Source organism: Allobosea sp. P1_A7 (assembly GCF_056406775.1).
This window is the reverse complement of sequence record NZ_JBFTZN010000076.1, coordinates 1-22,245: the sequence shown is the minus strand read 5'-3', so window position 1 is coordinate 22,245 and position 22,245 is coordinate 1. Positions and strand designations below refer to the sequence as shown.

The 22,245-nt window shown below is 66.5% G+C and carries 20 protein-coding genes and 3 pseudogenes; 7 read left to right on the top strand and 16 right to left on the bottom strand.

What is annotated here, in order from left to right; all coding sequences use genetic code 11:
- The 7 genes and pseudogenes from AC1D34_RS15300 to AC1D34_RS15270 form a co-directional block, all read right to left on the bottom strand.
- Positions 1 to 330 (bottom strand): annotated as a pseudogene (locus AC1D34_RS15300) (heme lyase NrfEFG subunit NrfE); the annotation flags it as partial.
- Between the two features lie 7 nt (positions 331 to 337).
- Complete coding sequence (gene ccmE / locus AC1D34_RS15295; RefSeq protein ID WP_441489234.1) at positions 338 to 799, bottom strand: cytochrome c maturation protein CcmE; 462 nt, start codon at positions 797 to 799, stop codon at positions 338 to 340.
- A 41-nt stretch (positions 800 to 840) separates the two neighbouring features.
- A pseudogene (locus AC1D34_RS15290) lies at positions 841 to 1,554 on the bottom strand (tetratricopeptide repeat protein); the annotation flags it as partial.
- Positions 1,555 to 1,647: 93 nt separating this feature from the next.
- Positions 1,648 to 1,917, bottom strand: a pseudogene (gene ccmI, locus AC1D34_RS15285) (c-type cytochrome biogenesis protein CcmI); the annotation flags it as partial.
- A gap of 98 nt (positions 1,918 to 2,015) precedes the next feature.
- A complete protein-coding gene (locus tag AC1D34_RS15280) occupies positions 2,016 to 3,386 on the bottom strand; it encodes an ATP-binding protein (RefSeq protein ID WP_476824661.1) in 1,371 nt (456 codons plus the stop codon).
- A 9-nt stretch (positions 3,387 to 3,395) separates the two neighbouring features.
- Entirely contained in the window at positions 3,396 to 4,064 is a 669-nt protein-coding gene (locus tag AC1D34_RS15275; RefSeq protein ID WP_043241156.1) for a response regulator transcription factor, read from the bottom strand.
- Positions 4,065 to 4,123: 59 nt separating this feature from the next.
- Complete coding sequence (locus tag AC1D34_RS15270) at positions 4,124 to 4,444, bottom strand: PepSY domain-containing protein (protein WP_441489143.1); 321 nt, start codon at positions 4,442 to 4,444, stop codon at positions 4,124 to 4,126.
- Positions 4,445 to 4,760: 316 nt separating this feature from the next.
- On the opposite strand from AC1D34_RS15270, the gene AC1D34_RS15265 reads away from it, so the two are divergent.
- Both AC1D34_RS15265 and AC1D34_RS15260 read left to right on the top strand, forming a co-directional pair.
- The gene (locus tag AC1D34_RS15265; RefSeq protein ID WP_476824660.1) at positions 4,761 to 5,540 is read left to right on the top strand and encodes a S1 family peptidase; all 780 of its coding nucleotides are present in this window, start codon (positions 4,761 to 4,763) and stop codon (positions 5,538 to 5,540) included.
- 63 nt (positions 5,541 to 5,603) lie between these two features.
- A complete protein-coding gene (locus tag AC1D34_RS15260) occupies positions 5,604 to 6,446 on the top strand; it encodes a S1 family peptidase (RefSeq protein ID WP_476824659.1) in 843 nt (280 codons plus the stop codon).
- Between the two features lie 180 nt (positions 6,447 to 6,626).
- Here AC1D34_RS15260 and AC1D34_RS15255 read toward each other — a convergent pair whose 3' ends face one another.
- The 3 genes from AC1D34_RS15255 to AC1D34_RS15245 form a co-directional block, all read right to left on the bottom strand.
- Positions 6,627 to 7,208 (bottom strand): LOG family protein, encoded by a 582-nt coding sequence (locus AC1D34_RS15255; RefSeq protein WP_069877270.1) that lies wholly within the window; start codon positions 7,206 to 7,208, stop codon positions 6,627 to 6,629.
- Positions 7,205 to 8,587, bottom strand: coding sequence for a dipeptidase (locus AC1D34_RS15250; RefSeq protein ID WP_476824658.1), 1,383 nt, complete (start codon positions 8,585 to 8,587; stop codon positions 7,205 to 7,207). Before AC1D34_RS15250 ends, AC1D34_RS15255 begins: the two co-directional genes overlap by 4 nt.
- Before the next feature lie 115 nt (positions 8,588 to 8,702).
- Entirely contained in the window at positions 8,703 to 10,244 is a 1,542-nt protein-coding gene (locus tag AC1D34_RS15245; protein WP_476824657.1) for a helicase HerA-like domain-containing protein, read from the bottom strand.
- Positions 10,245 to 10,394: 150 nt separating this feature from the next.
- Between AC1D34_RS15245 and AC1D34_RS15240 the strand changes: the two genes are divergently transcribed.
- The 4 genes from AC1D34_RS15240 to scpA all read left to right on the top strand — a co-directional run bounded on the left by AC1D34_RS15240 (position 10,395) and on the right by scpA (position 15,952).
- Positions 10,395 to 10,781: a DUF2267 domain-containing protein gene (locus AC1D34_RS15240; RefSeq protein ID WP_476824656.1), complete on the top strand. Its 387-nt coding sequence runs from the start codon at positions 10,395 to 10,397 to the stop codon at positions 10,779 to 10,781.
- A gap of 170 nt (positions 10,782 to 10,951) precedes the next feature.
- Positions 10,952 to 12,946 (top strand): methylmalonyl-CoA mutase family protein, encoded by a 1,995-nt coding sequence (locus AC1D34_RS15235; protein WP_476824655.1) that lies wholly within the window; start codon positions 10,952 to 10,954, stop codon positions 12,944 to 12,946.
- A gap of 16 nt (positions 12,947 to 12,962) precedes the next feature.
- Complete coding sequence (gene thiD, locus AC1D34_RS15230; RefSeq protein ID WP_476824654.1) at positions 12,963 to 13,787, top strand: bifunctional hydroxymethylpyrimidine kinase/phosphomethylpyrimidine kinase; 825 nt, start codon at positions 12,963 to 12,965, stop codon at positions 13,785 to 13,787.
- Positions 13,784 to 15,952 (top strand): methylmalonyl-CoA mutase, encoded by a 2,169-nt coding sequence (gene scpA / locus AC1D34_RS15225; protein WP_476824653.1) that lies wholly within the window; start codon positions 13,784 to 13,786, stop codon positions 15,950 to 15,952. The genes thiD and scpA overlap by 4 nt, the downstream gene beginning before the upstream one ends.
- Before the next feature lie 62 nt (positions 15,953 to 16,014).
- Here the strand turns inward: scpA and AC1D34_RS15220 are convergent, their stop codons facing one another.
- The 5 genes from AC1D34_RS15220 to AC1D34_RS15200 all read right to left on the bottom strand — a co-directional run bounded on the left by AC1D34_RS15220 (position 16,015) and on the right by AC1D34_RS15200 (position 20,380).
- The gene (locus AC1D34_RS15220) at positions 16,015 to 16,284 is read right to left on the bottom strand and encodes a hypothetical protein (protein ID WP_069877276.1); all 270 of its coding nucleotides are present in this window, start codon (positions 16,282 to 16,284) and stop codon (positions 16,015 to 16,017) included.
- A gap of 100 nt (positions 16,285 to 16,384) precedes the next feature.
- The gene (locus AC1D34_RS15215; protein WP_476824652.1) at positions 16,385 to 17,173 is read right to left on the bottom strand and encodes an ABC transporter permease; all 789 of its coding nucleotides are present in this window, start codon (positions 17,171 to 17,173) and stop codon (positions 16,385 to 16,387) included.
- Positions 17,170 to 18,030, bottom strand: a complete 861-nt coding sequence (locus AC1D34_RS15210; protein WP_476824662.1) for an ABC transporter permease — start codon at positions 18,028 to 18,030, stop codon at positions 17,170 to 17,172. The genes AC1D34_RS15215 and AC1D34_RS15210 overlap by 4 nt, the downstream gene beginning before the upstream one ends.
- A 41-nt stretch (positions 18,031 to 18,071) precedes the next feature.
- Positions 18,072 to 19,268 carry an ABC transporter ATP-binding protein gene (locus tag AC1D34_RS15205; RefSeq protein ID WP_476769291.1) on the bottom strand — a complete coding sequence of 399 codons (1,197 nt, stop codon included), beginning with the start codon at positions 19,266 to 19,268 and terminating at the stop codon, positions 18,072 to 18,074.
- On the bottom strand, positions 19,265 to 20,380 hold the full coding sequence (locus AC1D34_RS15200) for a polyamine ABC transporter substrate-binding protein (RefSeq protein WP_476769290.1): 1,116 nt from the start codon (positions 20,378 to 20,380) through the stop codon (positions 19,265 to 19,267). Before AC1D34_RS15200 ends, AC1D34_RS15205 begins: the two co-directional genes overlap by 4 nt.
- Before the next feature lie 142 nt (positions 20,381 to 20,522).
- Between AC1D34_RS15200 and AC1D34_RS15195 the strand changes: the two genes are divergently transcribed.
- Positions 20,523 to 21,260, top strand: a complete 738-nt coding sequence (locus AC1D34_RS15195) for a DUF3750 domain-containing protein (protein ID WP_476824651.1) — start codon at positions 20,523 to 20,525, stop codon at positions 21,258 to 21,260.
- 91 nt (positions 21,261 to 21,351) lie between these two features.
- Here AC1D34_RS15195 and AC1D34_RS15190 read toward each other — a convergent pair.
- On the bottom strand, positions 21,352 to 22,245 hold an 894-nt coding region (locus AC1D34_RS15190; protein WP_476824650.1), incomplete at its 5' end, for a PLP-dependent transferase.

The following is a 22,245-nucleotide window of genomic DNA, read 5'->3' as shown; positions in this document are numbered from 1 at the left end:
GACCAGCGCACCGAACAGCGTCAGGATCAGCACCCAGAGCAGCATGGAGCCTTCGTGATTGCCCCAGGTCGACGTCACCTTGTAGATCAGCGGCTGGGCCGAATGCGAATTGGCGACGACGTTCTCGACCGAAAAATCCGAGCGCACATAGGACACGACGAGCGCAATGAAGGAGAAGGCGACCAGCAGGAAGCAGGTCACCGCCGCCGTCGGGCCGACCGAAGCCAAGGCGGCATCCCGCCGCGAGACGCCCCAGAGTGGGACGAGCGCCTGGACGACGGCGACACCCAGCGCCAGCGCGAGCGCGAAATGTCCGATCTCGACGATCATCCTGCCCTCACCGCTGCGGCTTCTGCGCACCGGCGTCGCCGGGCTGCCAATGGCCTTGCTTCTTCAGTGCGTCCGCGACTTCGCGCGGCATGTAGGTTTCGTCATGCTTGGCGAGAACCGAATCCGCTCGGAACCGGCCTGCGGCCTCAAGCACGCCTTCCGTGACGACGCCCTGCCCTTCGCGGAAGAGATCCGGCAGGAGGCCATCATAGCTCACCTGGACAGTGGTCTTGCTGTCGGTAATGGCGAAAGTCACGCGCTGGCCAGGCCCGCGAGACACGGACCCCGTCTCGACGAGGCCGCCGAGCCGCATGCGCGTGCCGGGCTGCAGCCCCTTTTCGGCGATTTCCGTCGGTCCGTAGAAGAAGACGATCGAATCGCGCATGGCGAAGAGCACGAGGCCGGCGGCAAGGCACAGGACTGCGCCTGCCGCTCCGATCAGGGCAAGGCGACGTTGCTTGCGGCTCATCCCGCGGCGCGGCGCCAAGACTCGCGACGGTTCTGTGGCGGTCATGGCGCGGGCTCCCGCAATCCGAGTTCTCCGGCCAGGGCATCAAGCTGGCCAAGCGCCGCACCATCATCGGCGAAGCGCTGGCGGGCCGCGATGATCGCCTCTCGTGCTGCAGGCTTGTCGCCGAGCACGACCTGCGAACGGATCAGTCGCGTCCATTCGGCGAAGGTGCCGCCGCCCATCTTGAGGCGCTCGGCAAGACCATCGACCATGCCCCGGATCGCGAGCTGCTGCTCGCCCGGCGGCAACGCCGCGATCGAGGCGCCGGTGGACGGTGCGGCCTCCAGCCCCTCCAGGCGCAGGCGCACCGTCCCGACCCAGGTCGCATCAGCTGGAGCATCGGCGAGCAGAGCGCGCAGATCCGCAATCGCGCCGGCACTGTCGCCGTCCTGCTCCTTGGCAATCGCCAGGAAGAAGCGGGCCCGGGCATTGCCGCCATCGAGCTTGACCGCTTCGGTCAGGGGCTGGCGCGCTTCAGCCGTCACCACGCCGCCTGCGGCAAGCGCACGCGCCTCGCCAAGGCCGGCCAGCAATTCGGCATTGGCTCCGCCATGCTCCAGCGCCGCCGCGAAGGCCCGCGCCGCCTCGTCGTAACGACCCTGGCGCAAATAGACCGGCGCCACGACGGACCAGCCCCGCGCGTCGCCGGGGTTGGCCGCCAGATGGGCCTCGATGCGGCTGACCGCGAGCGCAAAATCCTGAGAAGGGTCCGATTTCAGCCGCGCCGAGAGCGGCTGATCCGGTCGCTCGGGCGAGCCCTGGGCGCCATAGAGCAGAAGGGCAAAGAGCGGCACGCAGGACAGTGCGATCGCCGAGGCTGCACGCCGCCGACGCAGCGCAGGCTCGCTGTCTCCCGTGGGGACAGCCTCCCCGTCCGCCGCACGCAGCAGCCTGCGCCCGGCCTCGGCGCGTGCAGCGTCCGCCTCGGTGCCGCCGATCAGCCCGCGGCCAAAATCGCGGTCGATCTCGGCAAGCTGGGAGCGATAGAGACTCTTTGCGTCGGTGACCTCGGCAAACGCGTTCGCGTCTCCGCGCCCAAGGGGCCAGAGCAAGGCGAAAACCGCCGCCGCCGTCATTGCCGCAAAGATGATCCAGATCAGCATGTCGCGTTCATAGCCAATCGCTGACGCCGTATCATGTCTGCCGATGGCGACAAAGGGTCACGTCGGCACCGTCAGACCGAAGGAAGCAGCAGGCGCGCCCGCAGGCCACCGAGGCGCGAGCGCTCGAGCGTGAGCTCGCCGCCATAGAGCTTGGCGAGATCGACCACGATCGAGAGCCCGAGGCCGGAGCCCGGCGTCGTCTCGTCGAGCCTACGGCCGCGCTTGAGCACGTCGAGCACGGCCTCGGACGGCAGCCCGGGACCATCATCGTCGATCAGCAGCGCGATCCGCCCCTCTTCGGCTTCGGGGGCCAGGCTCACCTCGACCGTCGAACGCGCCCATTTGAACGCGTTGTCGAGCAGATTGCCGAGCATTTCCTCCAGATCCTGCCGCTCGCCGCGAAAGCGGACATGGGGCGGGACGTGGTGCATGCCGGTGATGCCGCGCCCCTGCGATATCTTGGCGAAGGTGCGGATCAGCGCGTCGAGCGAGGGCGCAACCTCGCTGACGCTGCCGAGCGCGCCGGAGAGTGCAGCCGCCCGTGCGCGGTCGAGATAATACTGCACCTGGTCGCGCATGATCGCCGCCTGGTTCCGCACCGTCTGCGGCAGATGCGGGTCGCTTGCCTCGGCTTCGTTCAGCATCACGCTGAGCGGCGTCTTCAGGGCGTGGGCGAGATTTCCGACCTGAGTCCGGGCCCGTTCCAGGATTTCGCGGTTGGCGTCGATGAGCTGATTGAGCTCGCCAGCCAGTGGCGCAAGATCAGGCGGGTATTTTCCGGCGATCCGGGCGGCCTCGCCGGTTCGCACCGAGCCGACCGCTGTCCCAAGCCTGACGAGGGGGCGCAGGCCGAAGCGAACCTGGATCAAGGTCGAAGCCACGAGCGCGAGCCCGAGCAGCAGGAAGGTCAGCGTCAGCGCCAGGCGGAAATCGCGAATGTCGCCTTCGATCTCGTCGGCGGGGGCCGCGACGCCGACGATGAAGCGGCCATCCTCGCCGACATCGATCTCACGCTCGATGATGCGCAGACCTCTCTCATCCGGACCCGAGACATAGCTCTCACGCAAGCCGCGCGCATTCGGTGTCAGCTGCTGGTCGAGAAGCTTCGGCAACTGCCCGCCGACGAGGGAGCGCGAGGTGCGCACCACGGCCTTCTCGCCGTCGAGCCTGACGATCTGCCAGTACCAGCCCGATAGCGGCAGATCGAAACGCGGCTCGCCGAGATCACCGATCGCCTGGCGTTCGGTTTCCGGCGGCGCGGCGAGATCCGCGACCAGTTCCTTGATGTAGACGCTGAGCCGCTCGTCGAAGCCGCGCTCGGCCGAGCGGCGGTAGAATGTCGTCAGGCCGAACCCGGCGAGCGCCAGCMCCAGCGCGCAGCACACGGCCGCCGACAGGAAGAGGCGAGCGCCGAGCGAATAGCGATGCGATTTGCCCGGCATGGACGGTCGTCAGACCTTGGCAGGCGCAGCGGCGATGTAGCCAAGCCCACGGACGGTCTCGATGATCTCGACGCCGAGCTTCTTGCGGAGGCGGCCGACGAAAACCTCGATGGTGTTGGAGTCCCGGTCGAAATCCTGATCGTAGAGATGCTCGACCAGCTCGGTACGCGAGACGACACGCCCCTGATGATGCATCAGATAGGCCAGCAGTCGGTACTCGTGCGAGGTGAGCTTGACCGGATTGCCGTCGACGACGACCCGGCTGGCGCGTGTGTCGAGCCGCACCGGGCCGCAGGTCAGCTCCGAGGTGGCATGGCCGGCCGCGCGGCGCAGCAGTGCCCGGACGCGGGCCAGCAGCTCCTCGATATGGAACGGCTTGACGACATAGTCGTCGGCGCCCGCATCGAAGCCCGAGACCTTGTCGCTCCAGCGATCCCGTGCGGTCAGGATCAGCACCGGCATGGTCTTCTCGGCTCGGCGCCAGCCCTGGAGCACAGTCACGCCGTCGACCTTCGGCAGGCCGAGATCGAGGATCACTGCGTCATAGGGTTCGGTCTCTCCGAGATAGAGGCCTTCCTCACCGTCGAACGCCTTGTCGACGGCGTAGCCGGCATTCTCCAGCGCGGTCACGATCTGGCGATTGAGGTCCTTGTCGTCCTCGACGACGAGCAGTCTCACGTCGGCTCACTCCTGTCTTGATGTCCCGGGGCCGGATGCCTTCGCCTGAAGGCTGCCGCTCAGCGAATGGTTGAGACCTTGCCGGACTGGCCCTCGAGCGTCACCCGGGCCACGCGACCGTCGCGCTTCAACGTCGTTACAACATAGACGAATTCATCGCCCTGGCGACACAGCCTGATACGGACGACCTCGCCCGGCGCGGCGTTGCGCGCATGCCTGGAGGCCTGGGCCGGCTGGATCACCCGCCCATCCGACACCGCCTCGCGCATCTCGTCCGCCGACAGGCAGGAGATGGGCTCCTGGCTGTCGATCGTGACAATCGGGAGGGGCTGGGCAAGCAGTGTCAGGGCGAAGATCGTTTCGACGGGCATCATCGACATTCGCTAATCCCGAGCAACTGAACACGCCATGAATGGGCGGCTCGCGTATCGTCAGGATATGCCAGTGCACCGCCAGCCGTCCACGCCATTCCTGTCCCTTGCCCACAACCTTGCGGATTTATGCATAGACGATCTCAATCTCGGTTTGCAGACGCCCGTCTCGCGGAGTCCGGCATTTCCGCGTCCCGCGGGCCGCGCGCGCCGCTGGCTGGCCTGACGAAAAAGCCCCTCCAGCGTCAGCCGCCGGCTCCGATTGCAGGTTCAATTTTGCGGTTCGACGCGCTATCGCTCCCAGCACACGAGGAGAGGAGATCAGATGAGCGTCAGAGGTTCGATTGGCCCTGGCGGGCTCGCGCTCGCAGCGATTCTGGCGGCAACGCCGGCCCTGGCCGTGCTCGGCGGACGCGACGGCGGACCGTCTGCCGCGTCGACGCTGATGGTTCTCAATGCGCGCGGCGGCGTCTGCTCCGGGATCGTCCTGTCACCGCGAACGATCCTGACCGCGGCCCATTGCGCCGACGGCGGCGTCGAGCTGCGCATCCACTGGAAGGACGGCAGCGGCGAACCGGTGCTGATCGCCCCTGCCACGGTCTCGTTCCATCCCGGCTTCGATGCGAAGGCGATCACGGCGCGGCGCCGCTCGATTGATCTCGCCCTGGTGCGCCTCTCCGCACCGCTCCCGTCGCGCTTCTCGCCCGCTGCCTTGATCGACGGCGGCCTGCCGCGCGCCGGTTCGGAGATAACGCTTGCGGGCTATGGGGTCTCCCGGGAGGGAGAGGCCCGCACCACCGGCACCTACCGCTCCGCCACTCTGGCGACGGTCGAGCCCTATGGACCAGGCAAGATCCTGCTCTGGGCGGCAGATCCTGCTGGTGCGGGCRGTCGTCCCGGCGCCGGCGCCTGCCAGGGCGATTCCGGCGGCCCGATCTGGCAGGGCAGTGACGGCGTTATCGCGGTGACAAGCTGGTCCACTGGTCCGAAGGGCAGGAATTGCGGCCTGCTCAGCCAGGGCGTTCTCGTCGCGCCGCAGCGAAACTGGATCGAYCGCACCTTGTCGCAATGGGGCGAGAGCGCATCCTGGACAACCGGTCGCTGATCGAAACACTGGACTGGCTCGAAACAGGCCATAGAGTGGCAATGTGAATCCGGCGGTTGCTTCATGATGTCTCGTGCTCCGATCCTTGCCCTTGCCGCAGCACTTTGCGCGGCAGCCTCCCCGGCAGCTGCCGTCGTCGGTGGCGCTCCTTCGCGAGGGCTCGATGGCCCGCGCRCGTGGACGGTCAGGGTCGAGACCAGCCGCGGCGAGCTCTGTTCCGGCGCGGCGATCGCGCCTGAACTCGTCCTGACCGCGGCGCACTGCCTGATGGGCGGTGGGGCCGTCCGTGTGGTGAGCCTGGATACGCGCTTTCGCGAGCGCAGCCACCCGGTGATCGGGGTCCTGCCGCATCCGAGCTTCGTTCCCGGCACCACGCCGCGCACCCAGCCCGGGACCGATCTCGCCGTTCTCAGGCTCGCCTCTCCCCTTCCCGCCGATATCGAACCACTCTCGCTGGGCAGCGGTCTCTGGCAGGGCGAGACCGTGACGATGGCAGGCTATGGCCTCTCGTCCGAGAACAACAAGCGCACCGCGCGGCGGCTGCGCGAGACGCCACTCGTCAATGCCGGAAACTACACGACGTCGAACACGGTGAAGGTCGCGGTCGACACGCAGGCACTGGGCGAGACGCCTGGCGCGGGTGCCTGCCGTGGCGATTCCGGCGGCCCCGTCCTGCGCGGCTCGGCGGCCTCGCGGGATCTGGTCGGCATCGTCAGCTGGTCGAGCGGCCCGCTGAATTCGCGCGTCAGACGGATTTGCGGCGGTTTCACCGCCATTACGCCGATCAGCGAGCACCGCTCCTGGATCACCGAGGCCAGCGGCCGGCTTCTGGCGCTTGGCGAAGGCGGGCGCCAGGACGCTCCGGTCGCGCCACGCGCCAGCTATAGCTGGTGGTTCAGCCGCTGAGCCGAACCCGGCGGCTCAGGCGGGGGAACTCCGTCCGCTCGCGTCGGCAGGGCCGCGCGACGCGTGAGGTTCACAACCCGGCCGGCGAAAGCCGGCATCGCAGTGGCTTGGCGATCCCGATAACGCCCGAGCCGGGCTGCAGAGGGCAGACCACGGAGAAGCGCGGCGGTTGAAGGAGACTCAGGTCTCCTCCTTCTCCACCCATTTGAACGTCGCGGACGGAACATATTGATCCATCCTTTCGAGCAGGGTCGCCGGCTCGGTATCCGTCATGGCCATTGCGCGGTGGTTCTGCTTCAGGAAGCCCGCCTCGACGGTGTTGTCGAGGAAGGTTGCGAGCGGATCGTAGAAGCCGCCGATATTCAGGAAGCCGAGTGGTTTGGTGTGAATGCCGAGCTGGCCCCAGGTCCAGATCTCGAAAATCTCCTCGAAGGTGCCAATGCCGCCCGGCATCGCGATGAAGCCATCCGAGAGTTCGGCCATCCTCGCCTTGCGCGTGTGCATGGTGTCGACCACTTCGAGCCGGGTCAGCCCATTATGGCCGATCTCCTTTTCGCGGAGCGCGCGCGGGATGATGCCGTGGACCTCGCCTCCGGCCGCGAGCGCCGCATTGGCAACGGTGCCCATGAGACCGACAGCACCGCCGCCATAGACGAGCGTCAGCCCGCGCCTGGCGATCTCGGCGCCCATGGCCCGGGCGCCGGCGGCGTAGACCTCGTCATTGCCCGGGTTGGAGCCGCAAAAGATACAAACCGATTTCATGCGCCCAGCGCCTGCAGGATGCGGGCCCAGGAACGCTGGCCCTTGTGGAAGGAAGAGAGGTCGTATTTCTCGTTCGGCGAGTGAACGCGGTCATCATCGAGACCGAAGCCGACGAGCAGAGTGTCCATGCCGAGCGTGCGCTTGAAGTCGCCGGCGACCGGGATCGAGCCACCCGAGCCGATGGTCACCGCCTTGCGGCCCCATTCCTCGGTCAGCGCGGCCTGCGCCTTGAGCAGGGCCGGCGAATCGACGGGAACGGCGATCGCCGGCGAGGCGCCATGCGCTACGAACTCGGCCGTGACATCCGCCGGCAGTCGCGCCCGCACAAAGGCCTGGAAGGCGGCCGCGATCTTCTGCGGATCCTGCTTGCCGACGAGGCGGAAGGAGATCTTGGCCGAAGCCTTGGCCGCGATCACCGTCTTGGTGCCTTCGCCGATATAGCCGCCCCAGATGCCGTTGACGTCGCAGGTCGGGCGCGACTGGATCTGCTCGATCAGCATCCGGCCCTTCTCCCCGATCGAGTGCTTCAGGCCGATCCCCCCGAGGAATTCCGCTTCGGTCAGGCCGAGCCCCTGCCAATCCGCCTTCTGCTCGGCGGTCGGTTCCTCGACCCCGTCATAGAAGCCGGGAATGGTGACCCGCCCGGTCTCGTCGTGGAGCGCCGCGACGATGCGCGAGAGCACATGGATCGGATTGGCGGCAGCGCCACCGAACAGGCCCGAATGCAGGTCGCGGTCGGCGCAGGTGATCGTCACCTCTTGATAGACCAACCCGCGCAGCGAGGCGGTGATGGCCGGCGTTTCCCGGTCCCACATGCCGGTGTCGCAGATCAGCGCCACATCGGCCTTCAGCTCCTTGGCATTCGCCGAGACGAAGGGCGGCAGATTCGGAGAGCCGGACTCCTCCTCGCCCTCCACCAGGATGGTGATGCCGACCGGCAGGTCGCCGGTTTCCTTCAGCGTCGCCCGCAAGGCCTCGATGAAGGTCATCACCTGGCCCTTGTCGTCACAGGCTCCGCGCCCCGTGATGACCTTGCGGCCGGGCGCGATCTCCTTGACCACGGGCTTGAACGGGTCGCTCTCCCACAGGTTCAAAGGGTCGACTGGCTGGACGTCGTAATGGCCATAGAACAGCACATGCGGCGCGCCAGGCTTGGGCCGATGGCCGACGACGATCGGCTGGCCGGGCGTTTCGCGCAGCGAGGCCTTGAAGCCGAGCGATTCAAGATCGTCCCGCAGCCATTCCGCGGCGCGGCGGCTATCGGCGGCATAGGCCGGATCGGTGGCGATCGACGGAATCGCGATCCACGACGCCAACCGGGCCAGCGAGGCATCCAGTTCGGCATCGAGGCGGGAGAGAATCGCAGGAAGCTTGGGCATGTCGCTCGATCTCACTATGGGCTCAGGGCATGAGCGGATTTTAGGTTGCATCATCATGACAAGCCACAGGGCCGGCGCCAGCAGGCCAGCCGGCATGGCTGCCCCGCGTCGCCGGCTATTTGCGCCCGCCCATCATCGAGCCGAGTACTCCACGCAGGATCGCCGAGCCGATCTGACGCCCCATCGTCGAGGCGGCCGAACGGGCTGCCGACGTAATGATCTTTTCCGTCATGCTGGGCGGCAGCCGCCCGCCACGGCTGCCCGGACCGGTCTTCGGCCGCTCGCCATTCCCGACGGCGTCGCCGAGCCAGCCACCGATCGTATCCATGATGCCGCCGCCGCCAGTCGATGCCTCGACCGGCGAGCCGTCGGCGTTCAGGCCCTTGCGCTTCATCAGCTCTTCATAGGCCGACTCGCGGTCGATCATGGTGTCGTATTTCCCGGCAAAGCCGGAATCGCGCATGCACTGGGCGCGTTCCTGCGGCGAAACCGGACCGACCTGTGCCATGGGCGGGGCGATCAGCGTGCGCTCGACCATGGTCGGCGTGCCCTTGCCCTCCAGCGTCGAGGTCAGCGCCTCGCCGACCGCAAGCTGGGTGATCGCTTCCTCGGTCTTGAACTTGGGGTTCTGGCGGAAGGTTTCGGCGGCCGCCTTGACCGCCTTCTGATCCCGCGGCGTGAAGGCGCGCAGCGCGTGCTGCACGCGGTTGCCGAGCTGGGCCAGAACCGTATCGGGGATATCGAGCGGGTTCTGCGTGACGAAATAGACGCCCACACCTTTCGAGCGGATCAGCCTGACGACCTGCTCGACCGCCGTCAGCAACGCCTTCGGCGCGCCGTTGAAGAGCAGATGCGCCTCGTCGAAGAAGAAGACCAACTTCGGCTTGTCGAGATCGCCGACCTCCGGCAGCTGCTCGAACAGCTCCGAGAGCAGCCAGAGCAGGAAGGTGGCATAGAGCCGCGGATTGGCCATCAGCTTGTCGGCCGCGAGCATGTTGATGATGCCGCGCCCGTCGCGGTCTGTCTGCATCAGGTCGTTGATATCGAGCGCCGGCTCGCCGAAGAACAGATCGCCCTTCTGGTTTTCCAGCACCAGCAAGGCGCGCTGGATCGTCCCGACCGACTGCGCGGTAACATTGCCGTATTTCGTCGTCAGCGACTGCGCGTTCTCGGCGATGAAGGCGAGGATCGCGCGCAGGTCCTTGAGGTCAAGCAGCAGCAGCTTCTGTTCGTCGGCGATGCGGAAGGCGATGTTGAGCACGCCTTCCTGCGTGTCGTTGAGATCAAGCAGGCGCGAGAGCAGCAGCGGCCCCATTTCCGAGATGGTGGCGCGGACAGGGTGACCCTGCTCGCCGAACACGTCCCAGAATACGGTGGTGAACTGGTCGGGCTGGTACGTCACGCCGATCTCCTCGGCGCGCTTGAGGAAGGGTGGCTTCGAATCGCCCGGCGCGGCAACACCGGACAAATCGCCCTTGATGTCGGCTGCAAAGACGGGAACGCCGTGGCGCGCAAAGCCTTCGGCCAGAACCTGCAATGTCACCGTCTTGCCGGTGCCGGTTGCGCCGGTGATCAGGCCATGACGATTGGCAAGCTTGAGCAGGAGCGATTCGGGCTTCCAGCTCTTGCCGATCAGAATCGTGCCGTCATCCGCCATGAGATTCGCCTATGCTGTTGTCGAAGCGTCAGGCGATGGGTGTAGCGAAACGGGCCGACCGGCGGAAGCCTGAACCCTGTTTGATTCAGATCGTAAATATGTAAACTATCGCCGAGCGGCGCAGGCCGACCCGTTGAAGAGGACAAACCGATGGATGAACTGATCTCCCGCATCGTGGCGGCTTCCGGTCTCGATGAAGGCCTCGCCCGCAAGGCGATCGGCATCATCCTCGCCTTCCTGCAGAAGGAAGGCCCGGCCACCGAGATCGAGCAGTTGATGTACGCCCTGCCCGGCGCACAGGAGCTCGCCGATTCCGCCAATGGCGGCAAGGGCGGCCTGATGGGCATGGTCGGCGGCCTGATGGGCGGTGGCGGCGGCGTCATGGCGCTCGGCGGGCAGTTGATGGGCGCCGGGCTCTCGATGGGCCAGATCCAGAGCGTGTCCAAGGAGATGTTCGCGGTCGGCCGCGAAAAGGCCGGCGAAGATGCGATGGGCGCGATCGTCGGAGCGATTCCCGGCCTCGGCCAGTTCGTCTGATCGCCATTCCGGCTTGAGGATCAAGCGCCGCCTGGCAACGGGCGGCGTTTTCGATTCGGTCGGGGGTTTGCGCACGCGGCGTTGGACGAAGTAGGGATGGCGGTGCGTCTGCGCACGTGGCATCACGCATTCGCAATTGCAGCATGCCGCAAGCAGGGAGACCGGCGCGCATGAACTCGGCCTCGACATCCGATCTGCCCTTCATGGAGGCCTTTCCGCTGCCCGACCAGGCGCAGTGGCGCGCGGCCGTCGACAAGGTTCTGAAGGGTGCCGATTTCGAGAAGCGCCTCGTCGGACGGACGGCCGACGGCATCCGGATCGAGCCGCTCTATGCTGCGGCCAGCCCGCAGGCACGGCCGGCGCGCTCGCAGGCCGGGCGCTGGCAGGTCAGCGCGCGGGTCGACCATCCGTCCCCGGCAGAAGCCCGCGACCTTGCGCTCGCCGATCTCGAAGGCGGCGCTGATGCGCTCGTTCTGAGCTTTGCCGGCGCTCGCGCAGCCCGCGGCTATGGGCTGGTCGCCGATGATGTCGCCACGTTGGATGCCGCGCTCGACGGCGTGATGCTCGACCTGATCAGCCTGAGGATCGACCCCGCGGCGGGCGGACGCATCAATGCGCTCCTGCTTGCCGCGCTTGTCGAACGTCGTGGAATAGACCCCGCGACGACGACAATCGACTTCGGGCTCGACCCGATCGGCATCCTCGCCAGCCAGGGCGTGTTCGCGGCTTCATGGCCCGAAATCGGCCGCCGCCTTGTCGAGACCATCGAGGCCCTGAAGGCGCGCGGATTTGCGGGCCCCTTCCTCACGGCCGATGCACGCCCCTATCAGGAGGCTGGCGCGACCGAGGCGCAGGAACTCGGCGCAGTCATGGCGACCGCGATCGCCTATCTGCGCGCGCTGGAAGCCGGCGGCATGCCGCTCGATCAGGCCCGCGACGCCATATCCTTCGTTCTCGTCGCCGATACCGACGAGTTCATGACCATCGCGAAGTTCCGCGCTGCTCGGCGGCTCTGGCAGCGCGTGCAGCAGGCCTGCGGGCTTGATCTCAAGCCCATGGCGCTGAACGCCGAGACGGCATGGCGCTCGCTGACCCGGCGCGACCCCTGGGTCAATCTGCTGCGTGCGACGGTCGCGACCTTCTCGGCCGGCATTGGCGGGGCGGACTCTCTCACCGTCCTGCCATTCACCGCCGCGCTCGGCTTGCCCGATGCCTTTGCCCGCCGCGTCGCCCGCAACACCCAACTCGTCCTACTGGAGGAGGCCAATCTCTGGCGCGTCGCCGACCCCGCCGCTGGGGCCGGCGGTTTCGAGGCTCTGACCCAGGCGCTATGCGAGCAGGCCTGGACCAAAATGCAGGATCTGGAGCGCGAAGCCAGTGACGGCCGACCCGGCATCGTCGCGGCACTGGCCAACGGACATGTTCAGCAGGGTCTTGCCCGCCAGCGCGATATCCGCGCCAAGGCGATCGCGACCCGCCGCGAGCCGATCACGGGAACCAGCGAGTTCCCGAATCTCGCGGAAGCTCCGGTCAAGGTGCTCGAGATTGCGCCGGTCAAGCGGACACGCTCCTCGCCATCGACGACCAGAACGGCCGATCAGGACCAGGCGGCGTTGATCAGCCAGCTCGCAACGGGTGCGACGCGCGCGGATGCGGCAACGGCTCCCGAACAGGATGGGCTGAAGGTCGAAGCCCTACCCTCTGTGCGGCTTGCCGAGGCGTTCGAGGCCCTGCGCGACAAGGCGGATGCGCTAACGCAAGAGCGCGGCAAGCGCCCGACCGTCTTCCTCGCGACGCTGGGGCCTGTCGCCGACTTCACGGCGCGCGCCGGCTTCGCGCGGAACCTGTTCGAGGCCGGAGGCCTCTCGGCTCCCGGCCATGACGGCTTCCCCGGCAATGGCGGGACCGACATTCCGGCACTTGTTGCGGCCTATCAGGCCTCGGGTGCGCGCCTCGCCTGCCTCTGCGGCTCGGATGCCGGCTATGCCTCCGAGGCAGTTGCCGCTTCGCAGGCACTGCGCGCCCAGGGCGCAACGGTCTGGCTCGCCGGCAAGCCCGGTGAAATGGAGCATGCGTTGAACCAGGTCGGTGTGGCCTCGTTCGTTTTTGCGGGAGCCGATGTCGTCGCCGCGCTTGAACAGGCGCAGGCGATCGCGGCTGCCTGACACGGAGAGCAGTGCCTTGACGCCCATCGCCCTCACCATTGCCGGCTCCGATTCCAGCGGCGGCGCCGGAATTCAAGCAGATCTCAAGACTTTTGCGGCGCATCAGGTCTATGGCGCCAGCGTCATCGTCGCGCTGACCGCGCAGAACACCATGGGCGTCACCGCCATCCACGCCGTGCCGGCCGGTTTCGTCGCCCGGCAGATCGACGCCGTCTTTTCCGATCTCGACGTGGCGGCGGTGAAGATCGGAATGCTCGCCACAGCCGAGCTGATCGAGACGGTTGCCGCGGGCCTGGTGCGGCACAAGGCCCGCAACATCGTGCTCGACCCGGTCATGGTCGCGGCTTCAGGGGCTCGTCTCCTCGAGGACAAGGCCGTTGACGCCATCCGACGCCTGCTCTTCCCGCTCGCGACGCTGGTCACGCCCAACCTGCCGGAAGCAGCGGCGCTGCTCGGCACCGCGATGGCGACAAGCGAAGCGGCGATCGACGAACAGGCCGAGAGGCTGATCGGCTTCGGCGCCGCGAACGTGCTGCTGAAGGGCGGGCATGGCAGCGGCGAGACCAGCACGGATCTGTTGCTCCTGGCTGGCGGCCAGCGCCAGCGCTTCAGCGCGCCGCGCCATGAGACGCGCAACACCCATGGCACCGGCTGCACATTGTCCTCGGCGATCGCGTCCGGCCTCGCCAAGGGATTGGCGCTGTCTGAAGCGGTCGGCCAGGCAAAGACCTATATCTCGGCGGCCATCGCGGCCGCCGATCAGGTTCCGGTTGGCCATGGCCATGGACCGGTGCATCATTTCCACCATTGGTGGGACAGGACCGACGGGAGTAAGCCATGACCGCGATCCCGGACTTCACGACGCTCGCCTTCGACGATCACGCCCCGGCAGCGGCACTGCTCCCGGCTGCGGCAGCCGAGCTCTGGCTGACGCCGGAGGGCATCCCGGTCAAACCCGTCTATACCGCGGCCGACCGCGACGGGCTTGGCTTCGTCGACAGCCTGCCGGGCCTGCCGCCCTATCTGCGCGGCCCCTACCCGACCATGTATGTGAACCAGCCCTGGACGATCCGGCAATATGCCGGCTTCTCCACGGCGGAGGATTCGAACGCCTTCTACCGGCGCAATCTCGCCGCCGGGCAGAAGGGGCTCTCGGTCGCCTTCGATCTCGCGACCCACCGCGGTTATGACAGCGACCATCCGCGCGTCGGCGGCGATGTCGGCATGGCAGGCGTCGCGATCGACTCGATCTACGACATGCGCACGCTGTTCTCCGGCATCCCGCTCGATCAGATGAGCGTGTCGATGACGATGAACGGCGCGGTCCTGCCGGTTCTCGCGCTCTATATCGTCGCGGCCGAGGAACAGGGCGTGCCGGCGGCCAAACTCTCGGGAACCATTCAGAACGACATCCTCAAGGAGTTCATGGTCCGCAACACCTATATCTATCCGCCCTCGCCCTCGATGCGGATCATCGGCGACATCTTCGCCTATACCTCGGCGAACATGCCGAAATTCAACTCGATCTCGATCTCCGGCTATCACATGCAGGAGGCGGGAGCGACGCAGGACCTGGAGCTCGCCTACACGCTTGCCGATGGCGTCGAGTATATCCGCGCCGGGCAGCAGGCCGGTCTCGGCGTCGATGTCTTCGCGCCGCGGCTCTCCTTCTTCTGGGCCATCGGCATAAACTTCTTCATGGAAGTGGCGAAACTGCGCGCGGCCAGGCTGATCTGGGCCAAGCTCGTCAAGGATTTCGGCGCCCAGAACGAAAAATCGCTGCCGCTGCGCACGCATTGCCAGACCTCCGGCTGGTCCCTGACCGCGCAGGATGTGTTCAACAACGTGCCGCGCACGATGATCGAAGCGATGGCGGCGACGCAGGGCCACACCCAGTCGCTCCACACCAATGCGCTCGACGAAGCGCTGGCGCTGCCGACCGACTTTTCGGCCCGGATCGCCCGCAACACCCAGATCCTGCTGCAGCAGGAGAGCGGCACGAGCCGGATCATCGATCCCTGGGGCGGTTCCTACTATGTCGAGCGGCTCACCGCCGAACTCGCGGCCAAGGCCTGGGCCCATRTCCAGGAGGTCGAGGCGCTCGGCGGCATGGCCAAGGCGATCGAGGCCGGCATTCCGAAGCTGCGCATCGAGGAAGCAGCCGCCAAGACCCAGGCGCGCATCGACGGCAAGCAGCAGGCGATCATCGGGGTCAATATCTTCAAGCCGGAGAACGAGGCCTCGATCGACGTGCTCAAGGTCGACAATGCCTCGGTTCGCACCCAGCAGCTCGACAAGCTCCGTCGTCTCAAGGCCGAGCGAAACGAGGTCGAGATGCAAGCGGCGCTGACGGCGCTCACCCATGGCGCCGCCGGCGACGCCAATCTGCTCGATCTCGCGGTCAAGGCGGCCCGCGCCAAGGCGACGGTCGGCGAGATTTCCATGGCGATGGAGACAGTCTTCGGGCGGCACCGGGCCGAGATCAAGTCGATTTCCGGCATCTACAAGCGGGAGGTCGGCATGGAAAATCCGGCGGTGACGCGCGTGCAGATGATGACTGAAGCCTTCGAGGAGGCCGATGGTCGCCGGCCGCGCATCCTCGTCGCCAAGATGGGCCAGGACGGGCATGACCGCGGTCAGAAGGTGATCGCTTCGGCCTTTGCCGATCTCGGTTTCGACGTCGATATCGGACCGCTTTTCGCGACGCCGGACGAGGCGGCGCGGCAGGCCGTGGAGAACGACGTCCATATCGTCGGCGTCTCCTCGCTGGCGGCGGGGCATCTGACGCTGGTGCCCGAACTGAAGGCGGCCCTGGGCAAGGCCGGCCGGCCCGACATCATGATCGTCGTTGGCGGCGTGATCCCGCCCCAGGATTTCGAGGCGCTGATCGAAGCCGGTGCGAGCGCGATATTCCCGCCGGGGACCGTGATCGCCGATGCGGCCGAGAAGCTGCTCGAGGAACTCAACCAGCGGCTCGGCTACAGCCAGCGCACCGCTGCGGAATAGCAGACGGGCGCGGCTGGAAGAGCCGCGCCCGCGTGAGGATCACCAGCAATCGCTACACGAGATCAACGCCAGCCGTAGCCGTAGCTCTCGTAGTGACGGGGGCGGGCATAGCGCCGGTCGTCCTCGCCGAAGCGGCGCCACTGACGCTGTCCCCAATAGCCGTGGAACGCGGGCGGGGCCGGGCGCCAGCCATAGGCCGGGCGCTCCTGATAGCGGTCCCAGCGGCCGTCAAAGGCTGCGGCGGAGCCCGTCCCCGCGAGGCTTGCCGCGCCCAGGGTCGCAGCGCCGATGATGAAGGTCGCGAGGCCGGCTGAGGCGAGTTTGCGGAACATGGTCCTGATCCTGTTTGGCGGCCCGGGCGATCCCCTTGCCTGACACCGACATTCGCAGGTTCCGGCTGAACGGCGCTTGAGGGGGCCATTCACCAGCCGTTCAAGCGCTGGCCAATTGATCGCGCTTCAGGAGCAGCGAGGCCGCGATGACGACGAGCGCGACGGCGCCGATCATGATCGTGCAGGCCGCATTGATCTCAGGCGAGACGCCCAGCCTGACTGCGGAATAGAGCCGCATCGGCAGGGTCGTCGCGCCCGGACCGGTCGTGAAGCTCGCAATCACGAGATCGTCGAGCGAGAGCGTGAAGGCGAGCATCCAGGCGGCGGCGACCGCCGGCCAGATCAGCGGCAGGGTCACGGTCCAGAAGGTGACGACAGGAGTGGCGCCGAGATCGCGCGCCGCTTCCTCCAGCGAGCGGTCGAAGCCGGCGAGCCGCGACTGCACGACAATGCAGGCGAAGCCGAGGCTGAAGGTGGCGTGGGCGATCGTGACGGTCCAGAAGCCGCGCTCCACCTGCGCCGAGACGAAGAGCAGCAACAGCGACAGGCCGGTGATCACCTCCGGCATCACCAGCGGCGCCAGCACCATGCCGGAGAACAGGGTGCGCCCGCGAAAGGCGCCATAGCGTGCGAGCGCCAGCGCGGCCAACGTCCCGAGCGCGGTGGCGACTGTCGCCGAGACGAAGGCGAGACGGATGCTGAGCCAAGCTGCGGTGAGCAAGGGCTCGTTCGCCATCAACGCGCCATACCAATGCGTCGAGAACCCGCCCCAGACTGTCACCAGCCGGGAGGCATTGAAGGAATAGGCGATGAGCGCGAGGATCGGCAGGTAGAGAAAGGCGAAGCCCGCCACCAGCGCCATGATCAAACCGGGACCGAGCCGCTTCATGCCGCCCCTCCCCGCGTCAGCCGCGCCCGCTGCAGCAAGGCGAGCGGCGCGACCAGCACGAACAGCAGGACGACCGCGACGGCGGAGGCAAGCGGCCAGTCGCGGTTCGAGAAGAATTCGCTCCAGAGCGCCTTGCCGATCATCACGGTATCGGGGCCGCCGAGCAGATCGGGAATGACGAACTCGCCGACCGCCGGAATGAAGACGAGCGCCGAACCCGCCAGGATGCCGGGGATGGACAGGGGCAGCGTCACCGTCGCGAAGGCGGTCGATGCCGGGGCACCGAGATCGGCGGCAGCCTCCAGCAGCGAGCGATCGAGCTTCTGCAGCGTCGCGAAGAGCGGCAGCACCATGAAGGGCAGGTAGGAATAGACCATGCCGATCAGCACGGCGGCTTCCGTGTTGAGCAACCGCAGCGGCTCTATCGTCACACCCATGCCCATCAGGACCATGTCGAGCAGCCCCTCAGGCCGCAGGATTCCGATCCAGGCGTAGACGCGGATCAGGAAGGAGGTCCAGAACGGCAGGATGACCAGCACCAGCAGGATGCCCTGCCAGCGCCTCGGCGCACTCGCCATCGCATAGGCCAGGGGATAGCCGATCGCGAGCGCGATCAGCGTCGTCAGCGCGGCGATACGCAGGGAGTAAAGATAGCTCTGCCAGTAGAGCGGGTCGTCACCAAGGAGCTTGAAGTTCTCGAGGTCCAGCGCAGCAATGAACTCGCCGAGCTGGGAGAAGCCCTGGAAATGCGGCGCATAGGGCGGCAGATCGGTCGCGGCGTCCGAGAACGCCATGCGCAGGACGATCGCAAAGGGTGCCAGGAAGAACAGCAGCAGCCAGAGATAGGGTACGGCCACGACCAGGCGGCCGAGCCGGCGCGCCGAAGCATTCCCCGTCCTCATGGCGGCAGGACCAGCCCGGCCTCTACATCCCAGGAGAGCCAGACCCTGTCCTCCCAGGCGAAGGGACGCTCGATCCGGCGGGTGCGGTTCGCAAGCGCAACCTTGAGCAATTGCCCGTCATCGCCGCCGACCATGACCTGCACCATGGTGAAATCGCCGAGATAGCCGATATCCCAGATCTCGCCGGCGACCTTGTTGACCGCCTGCACCGGCTCGTCATGGCTGAGCGTGATCTTTTCGGGCCTGAGGCCCACGAAGATCGTCTCTCCCGTGGCAAGCGAGGCCGTCTCCTCGTCGAGCTCGACCGCGCCGGCCATCGCCGTCTCGACCCTCACGATCTCGCCGGCGACGGATGTCACACGACCTTCGAGGATGTTGATGTCTCCGACGAATTCCGCGACGTAGCGGCTGGTCGGCGCCTCGTAGATCTCATCAGGCGGACCAATCTGAACGAGCCGGCCATGGTTCATCACCGCCATGCGGTCGGCCATGGTCATCGCCTCGTCCTGGTCGTGTGTGACGACCATGAAGGTGAGGCCGAGTTCGCTCTGCAGATCCATCAGCTCGAACTGAGTCGACTCGCGCAGCTTGCGATCGAGCGCCGCCATCGGCTCGTCGAGCAGCAGGAGCTTCGGACGTTTGGCGAGCGAGCGTGCCAATGCGACGCGCTGGCGCTGGCCGCCGGACAGCTGGTCCGGGCGACGCTTCCCGAGCCCGTCGAGCTTGACCAGAGCCAGCATCTCGGCGACGCGCCGCGAGATCTCCTCGCGCGGCAGCCCTTCCCGTCTCAGGCCATAGGCGATGTTGTCGCCGACGTTGAGATGCGGAAACAGCGCATAGGACTGGAACATCATGTTGATCGGCCGGCGATGCGGCGGCACGGCGGTGATGTCGACGCCATCGAGCAGGATCTCGCCGGCATCCGGCTGCTCGAACCCTGCCAGCATCCGCATCAGCGTGGTCTTGCCGCAGCCTGACGCGCCGAGCAGCGCGAAGAATTCGCGCGGGTAGAGCGCGAGCGACAGGTCGTCGACCGCCGTCACCGTGTCGAAGCGCTTGGTGACATTGCGGAAGACCACCAGCGGCTCCGCCGCTGGGTCATTCCATGGCTGGAAGGCCCGGCGAACGCTGCCGGGCGAAGCCTTGCGCTTCGCCCGGAGCGGAGCCGCAGCCCCGGCATCACGCGCGTTCATTTGCCGGTCTTGATGCGGGTCCAGAGCCGGTTGACCACCCTCTGGCTCTTCTGATCGTAGGGAGTGATCGTGTAGAGCCGGCTCATCACCGCCTCCGAGGGATAGATGCCGGGATTGTCGCGCACTGCCGCCGAAAGCAGCGGCTTCGAGGCGATATTGCCATTGGCATACTGGATGAAGTCGGAATTCTTCGCCGCCATCTCGGGCCGGTTGACGAAATCTATGAACTTCAGCGCGGCATCCGGATTGGCGGCATCCTTCGGAATGACGAAGGAATCGAACCACATCAGCGCGCCTTCCTTCGGGATGGAATAGGCGATCTCGACCTTGTTCTTGGCCTCTTCCGCCCGCTTCTTCGCCTGCAGGATGTCGCCGGAATAGCCGACCGCGAGGCAGATATCGCCATTGGCGAGAGCGTTGATGTATTCCGAGGAATGGAATTTCTGGATGTGCGGGCGGATCTTGCGCAGCAATTCGCCGGCCTTGTTCAGATCCGCTTCGTTCTTCGAATCCGGGTTCAGGCCGAGATAGCGCAGCGCCGCCGGGAACATCTCCTCGACCGCATCGAGGACGTGCACGCCGCAATTCGAGAGCTTCTTGAGCTGGTCGGGTTCGAACAGGATGCGCCAGGAATCGATCACTGCATCGGGGCCGAGCCGCTCCTTGATCTTGGCGACGTTGTAGCCGATGCCGGTCGTGCCCCACATGTAGTTCACGGCAAACTTGTTGCCGGGATCATATTTCGAGAGCCGTTGCTGAATCTCGGGCCAGGCGTTCTTCAGGTTCGGAACCTTGGCCGTATCGATCGGCGAGTAGAGATTGAGCGGGATATGGCGCGGCAGAAACGAGGCCGTGACCACGATCAGGTCATAGCCGGTCTTGCCCGCGAGCAACTTGGTCTCGACCGTCTCCATCTGGTCGAAGGTGTCGTAGACGACTGTGATGCCGGTTTCCTTCTTGAAGGCATCAAGCACCTCCGGATCGACATAGTCCGACCAGTTGAAAATGCGCAGCTGCTTGTCCTGCGCGCTAGCGGCCGTGCCCGAAACCAGCGCCCATCCAAGCGCAATGGCTGTCGCAAGGCCCTTCAGCCCCCGTACCGATGAACCCAATCTGCCCCTCCTTAGCGGGTGAATCTCCACCCGGCGCGCGGCACGCTATCAGCTTGCCGCCAAGCCTCAACCACCTTTTCGTGAAGTCATGTCGCAGTGTCTTTTCTTGCGATGCCGCAATCGGGCTCACTATCGTCCTGCGATGCATCATCTGCGCCGCGTCCTGGCTCTCTTTGTCGTCCTTTTCCTGCTGCCCGTCGCGACGCATGCGGCCTGGTGGCAATTGCAGCCGCTCGCGGCCGACTGGCGCCGGGCGGACTGGTCCAGCGCCAGGCTCCTGCCGGCCGCAGCAACCGTGCCCGAAGCGACGATCCATGTCTTCGCTGCCCGCGTCGGGCGCTGGCGCGGGATCTTCGCGCATCATTCCTGGCTGGTGGTCAAGGAGGCGGGCGCGAGCGCCTATACACGCTTCGATGTCGTCGGCTGGGGCAATCCTGTGCGCATCAACCATCGCGAGGCCGATGGCCGCTGGTTCGGCAACGTGCCGGAGCTGGTGACGGAGGTGAAGGGCGCCGCCGCCGAGGCGCTGATTCCGCGCATTCGCGCGGCCGTGCAGAGCTATGCCTATAGCACGTCAGGCAGCTATTCCRCCTGGCCGGGGCCCAATTCGAACAGCTTCGTGCAGCACGTGCTCGCCGAGATTCCCGAACTCGCCCACGCGCTGCCGCCGACCGCGATCGGGAAGGACTGGCGCGATGACGGCCTGTTCCTCGGCATGGCGCCGAGCCGCACCGGCATCCAGGTCTCGCTCTTCGGGGTCGCCGGCATCACGCTGGCCTGGGTCGAAGGCGTCGAGGTCAATCTGCTTGGGCTCGTCACCGGCTTCGACATCCGCCAGCCGGCGCTGAAGCTGCCGGGCTGGGGAAGAGTGGGCGTCTAGGCGCGCTCGGCATGCTGCCAAATCAGCCGCGGCATGCTCGCAATTTGGCAAGCAGGGATGGCCGGTTCGAGACCGGCCATGATGCTCCAGATCAGACCGCCTCGAAGGCCTGCGCCAGATCCGAGATCAGGTCCTCGATATTCTCGATGCCGACCGAGATCCGGATCAGGGCATCGGTGAGCCCGATCTCCTCCCGCAATTCGCGGGCGACCCCCGAATGGGTCATCGCGGCGGGATGCGAGACGAGCGTCTCCGTGCCGCCGAGGCTGACCGCGAGCTTCATGATCTGAAGATTGTCGAGCAGCGCGAACGCTTCCTTCTCGCCACCCTTGACGTCGAAGGAGAAGGTCGAGCCCGGCGCCGAGCATTGCTTGTCGAAGACCGGCTTGCGCGGATCGCCATCCTTCAGATCGCCAAGGTAATGCAGCTTGGCAACCTTGGGATGGCTCGCGAGATACTCCGCCACAAGTCGGGCGTTCTCGTTGGCGCGGCTCATGCGGATGTCGAGCGTCTCCAGCGAACGCATCAGCATCCAGCAGGAATTCGGATCAAGCTGCGTGCCGAGCGACGAGCGCCAGCCCTTGACCTGGCGGACGAGCGCATCCTTGCCGCTGATCGAGCCGCCGACGAGATCGCTATGCCCGCCGACATATTTGGTGAGCGACAGCAGCGAGAGATCGGCGCCATGCTGCAGCGGCTTCTGGAATTTCGGGCCGAGCATGGTGTTGTCGACCACCACGGGCGGGCGATGCCCCTGCGACTTCTCGAGCTCGTCGGCGATCATCGCGCAGGCTGCGAGATCGACCAGCCCATTGGTCGGGTTGGCCGGCGTCTCGACCAGGATCATCCCGACGCGCCCCTTGGCGGCGGCGGCCTTGGCGGTCGCACGCATCTGCGCGACATCGACGCCGTCGGTGAAGCCGAAGGGCGTCACCCCGAAGGCGCCCATCTGGTTCTTCAGCAGCGTCTCGGTGCCGCCATAGAG

What these genes read in the sequence shown, in the direction of transcription:
- ccmE (WP_441489234.1), bottom strand. Translation starts at nt 799, where the DNA reads ATGAGCCGCAAGCAACGTCGCCTTGCCCTGATCGGAGCGGCAGGCGCA.
- AC1D34_RS15255 (WP_069877270.1), bottom strand. Translation starts at nt 7,208, where the DNA reads ATGAAATCGGTTTGTATCTTTTGCGGCTCCAACCCGGGCAATGACGAG.
- AC1D34_RS15205 (WP_476769291.1), bottom strand. Translation starts at nt 19,268, where the DNA reads ATGAACGCGCGTGATGCCGGGGCTGCGGCTCCGCTCCGGGCGAAGCGC.
- AC1D34_RS15240 (WP_476824656.1), top strand. Translation starts at nt 10,395, where the DNA reads ATGGATGAACTGATCTCCCGCATCGTGGCGGCTTCCGGTCTCGATGAA.
- AC1D34_RS15270 (WP_441489143.1), bottom strand. Translation starts at nt 4,444, where the DNA reads ATGTCGATGATGCCCGTCGAAACGATCTTCGCCCTGACACTGCTTGCC.
- AC1D34_RS15250 (WP_476824658.1), bottom strand. Translation starts at nt 8,587, where the DNA reads ATGCCCAAGCTTCCTGCGATTCTCTCCCGCCTCGATGCCGAACTGGAT.
- AC1D34_RS15235 (WP_476824655.1), top strand. Translation starts at nt 10,952, where the DNA reads ATGAACTCGGCCTCGACATCCGATCTGCCCTTCATGGAGGCCTTTCCG.
- AC1D34_RS15215 (WP_476824652.1), bottom strand. Translation starts at nt 17,173, where the DNA reads ATGAAGCGGCTCGGTCCCGGTTTGATCATGGCGCTGGTGGCGGGCTTC.
- AC1D34_RS15220 (WP_069877276.1), bottom strand. Translation starts at nt 16,284, where the DNA reads ATGTTCCGCAAACTCGCCTCAGCCGGCCTCGCGACCTTCATCATCGGC.
- AC1D34_RS15245 (WP_476824657.1), bottom strand. Translation starts at nt 10,244, where the DNA reads ATGGCGGATGACGGCACGATTCTGATCGGCAAGAGCTGGAAGCCCGAA.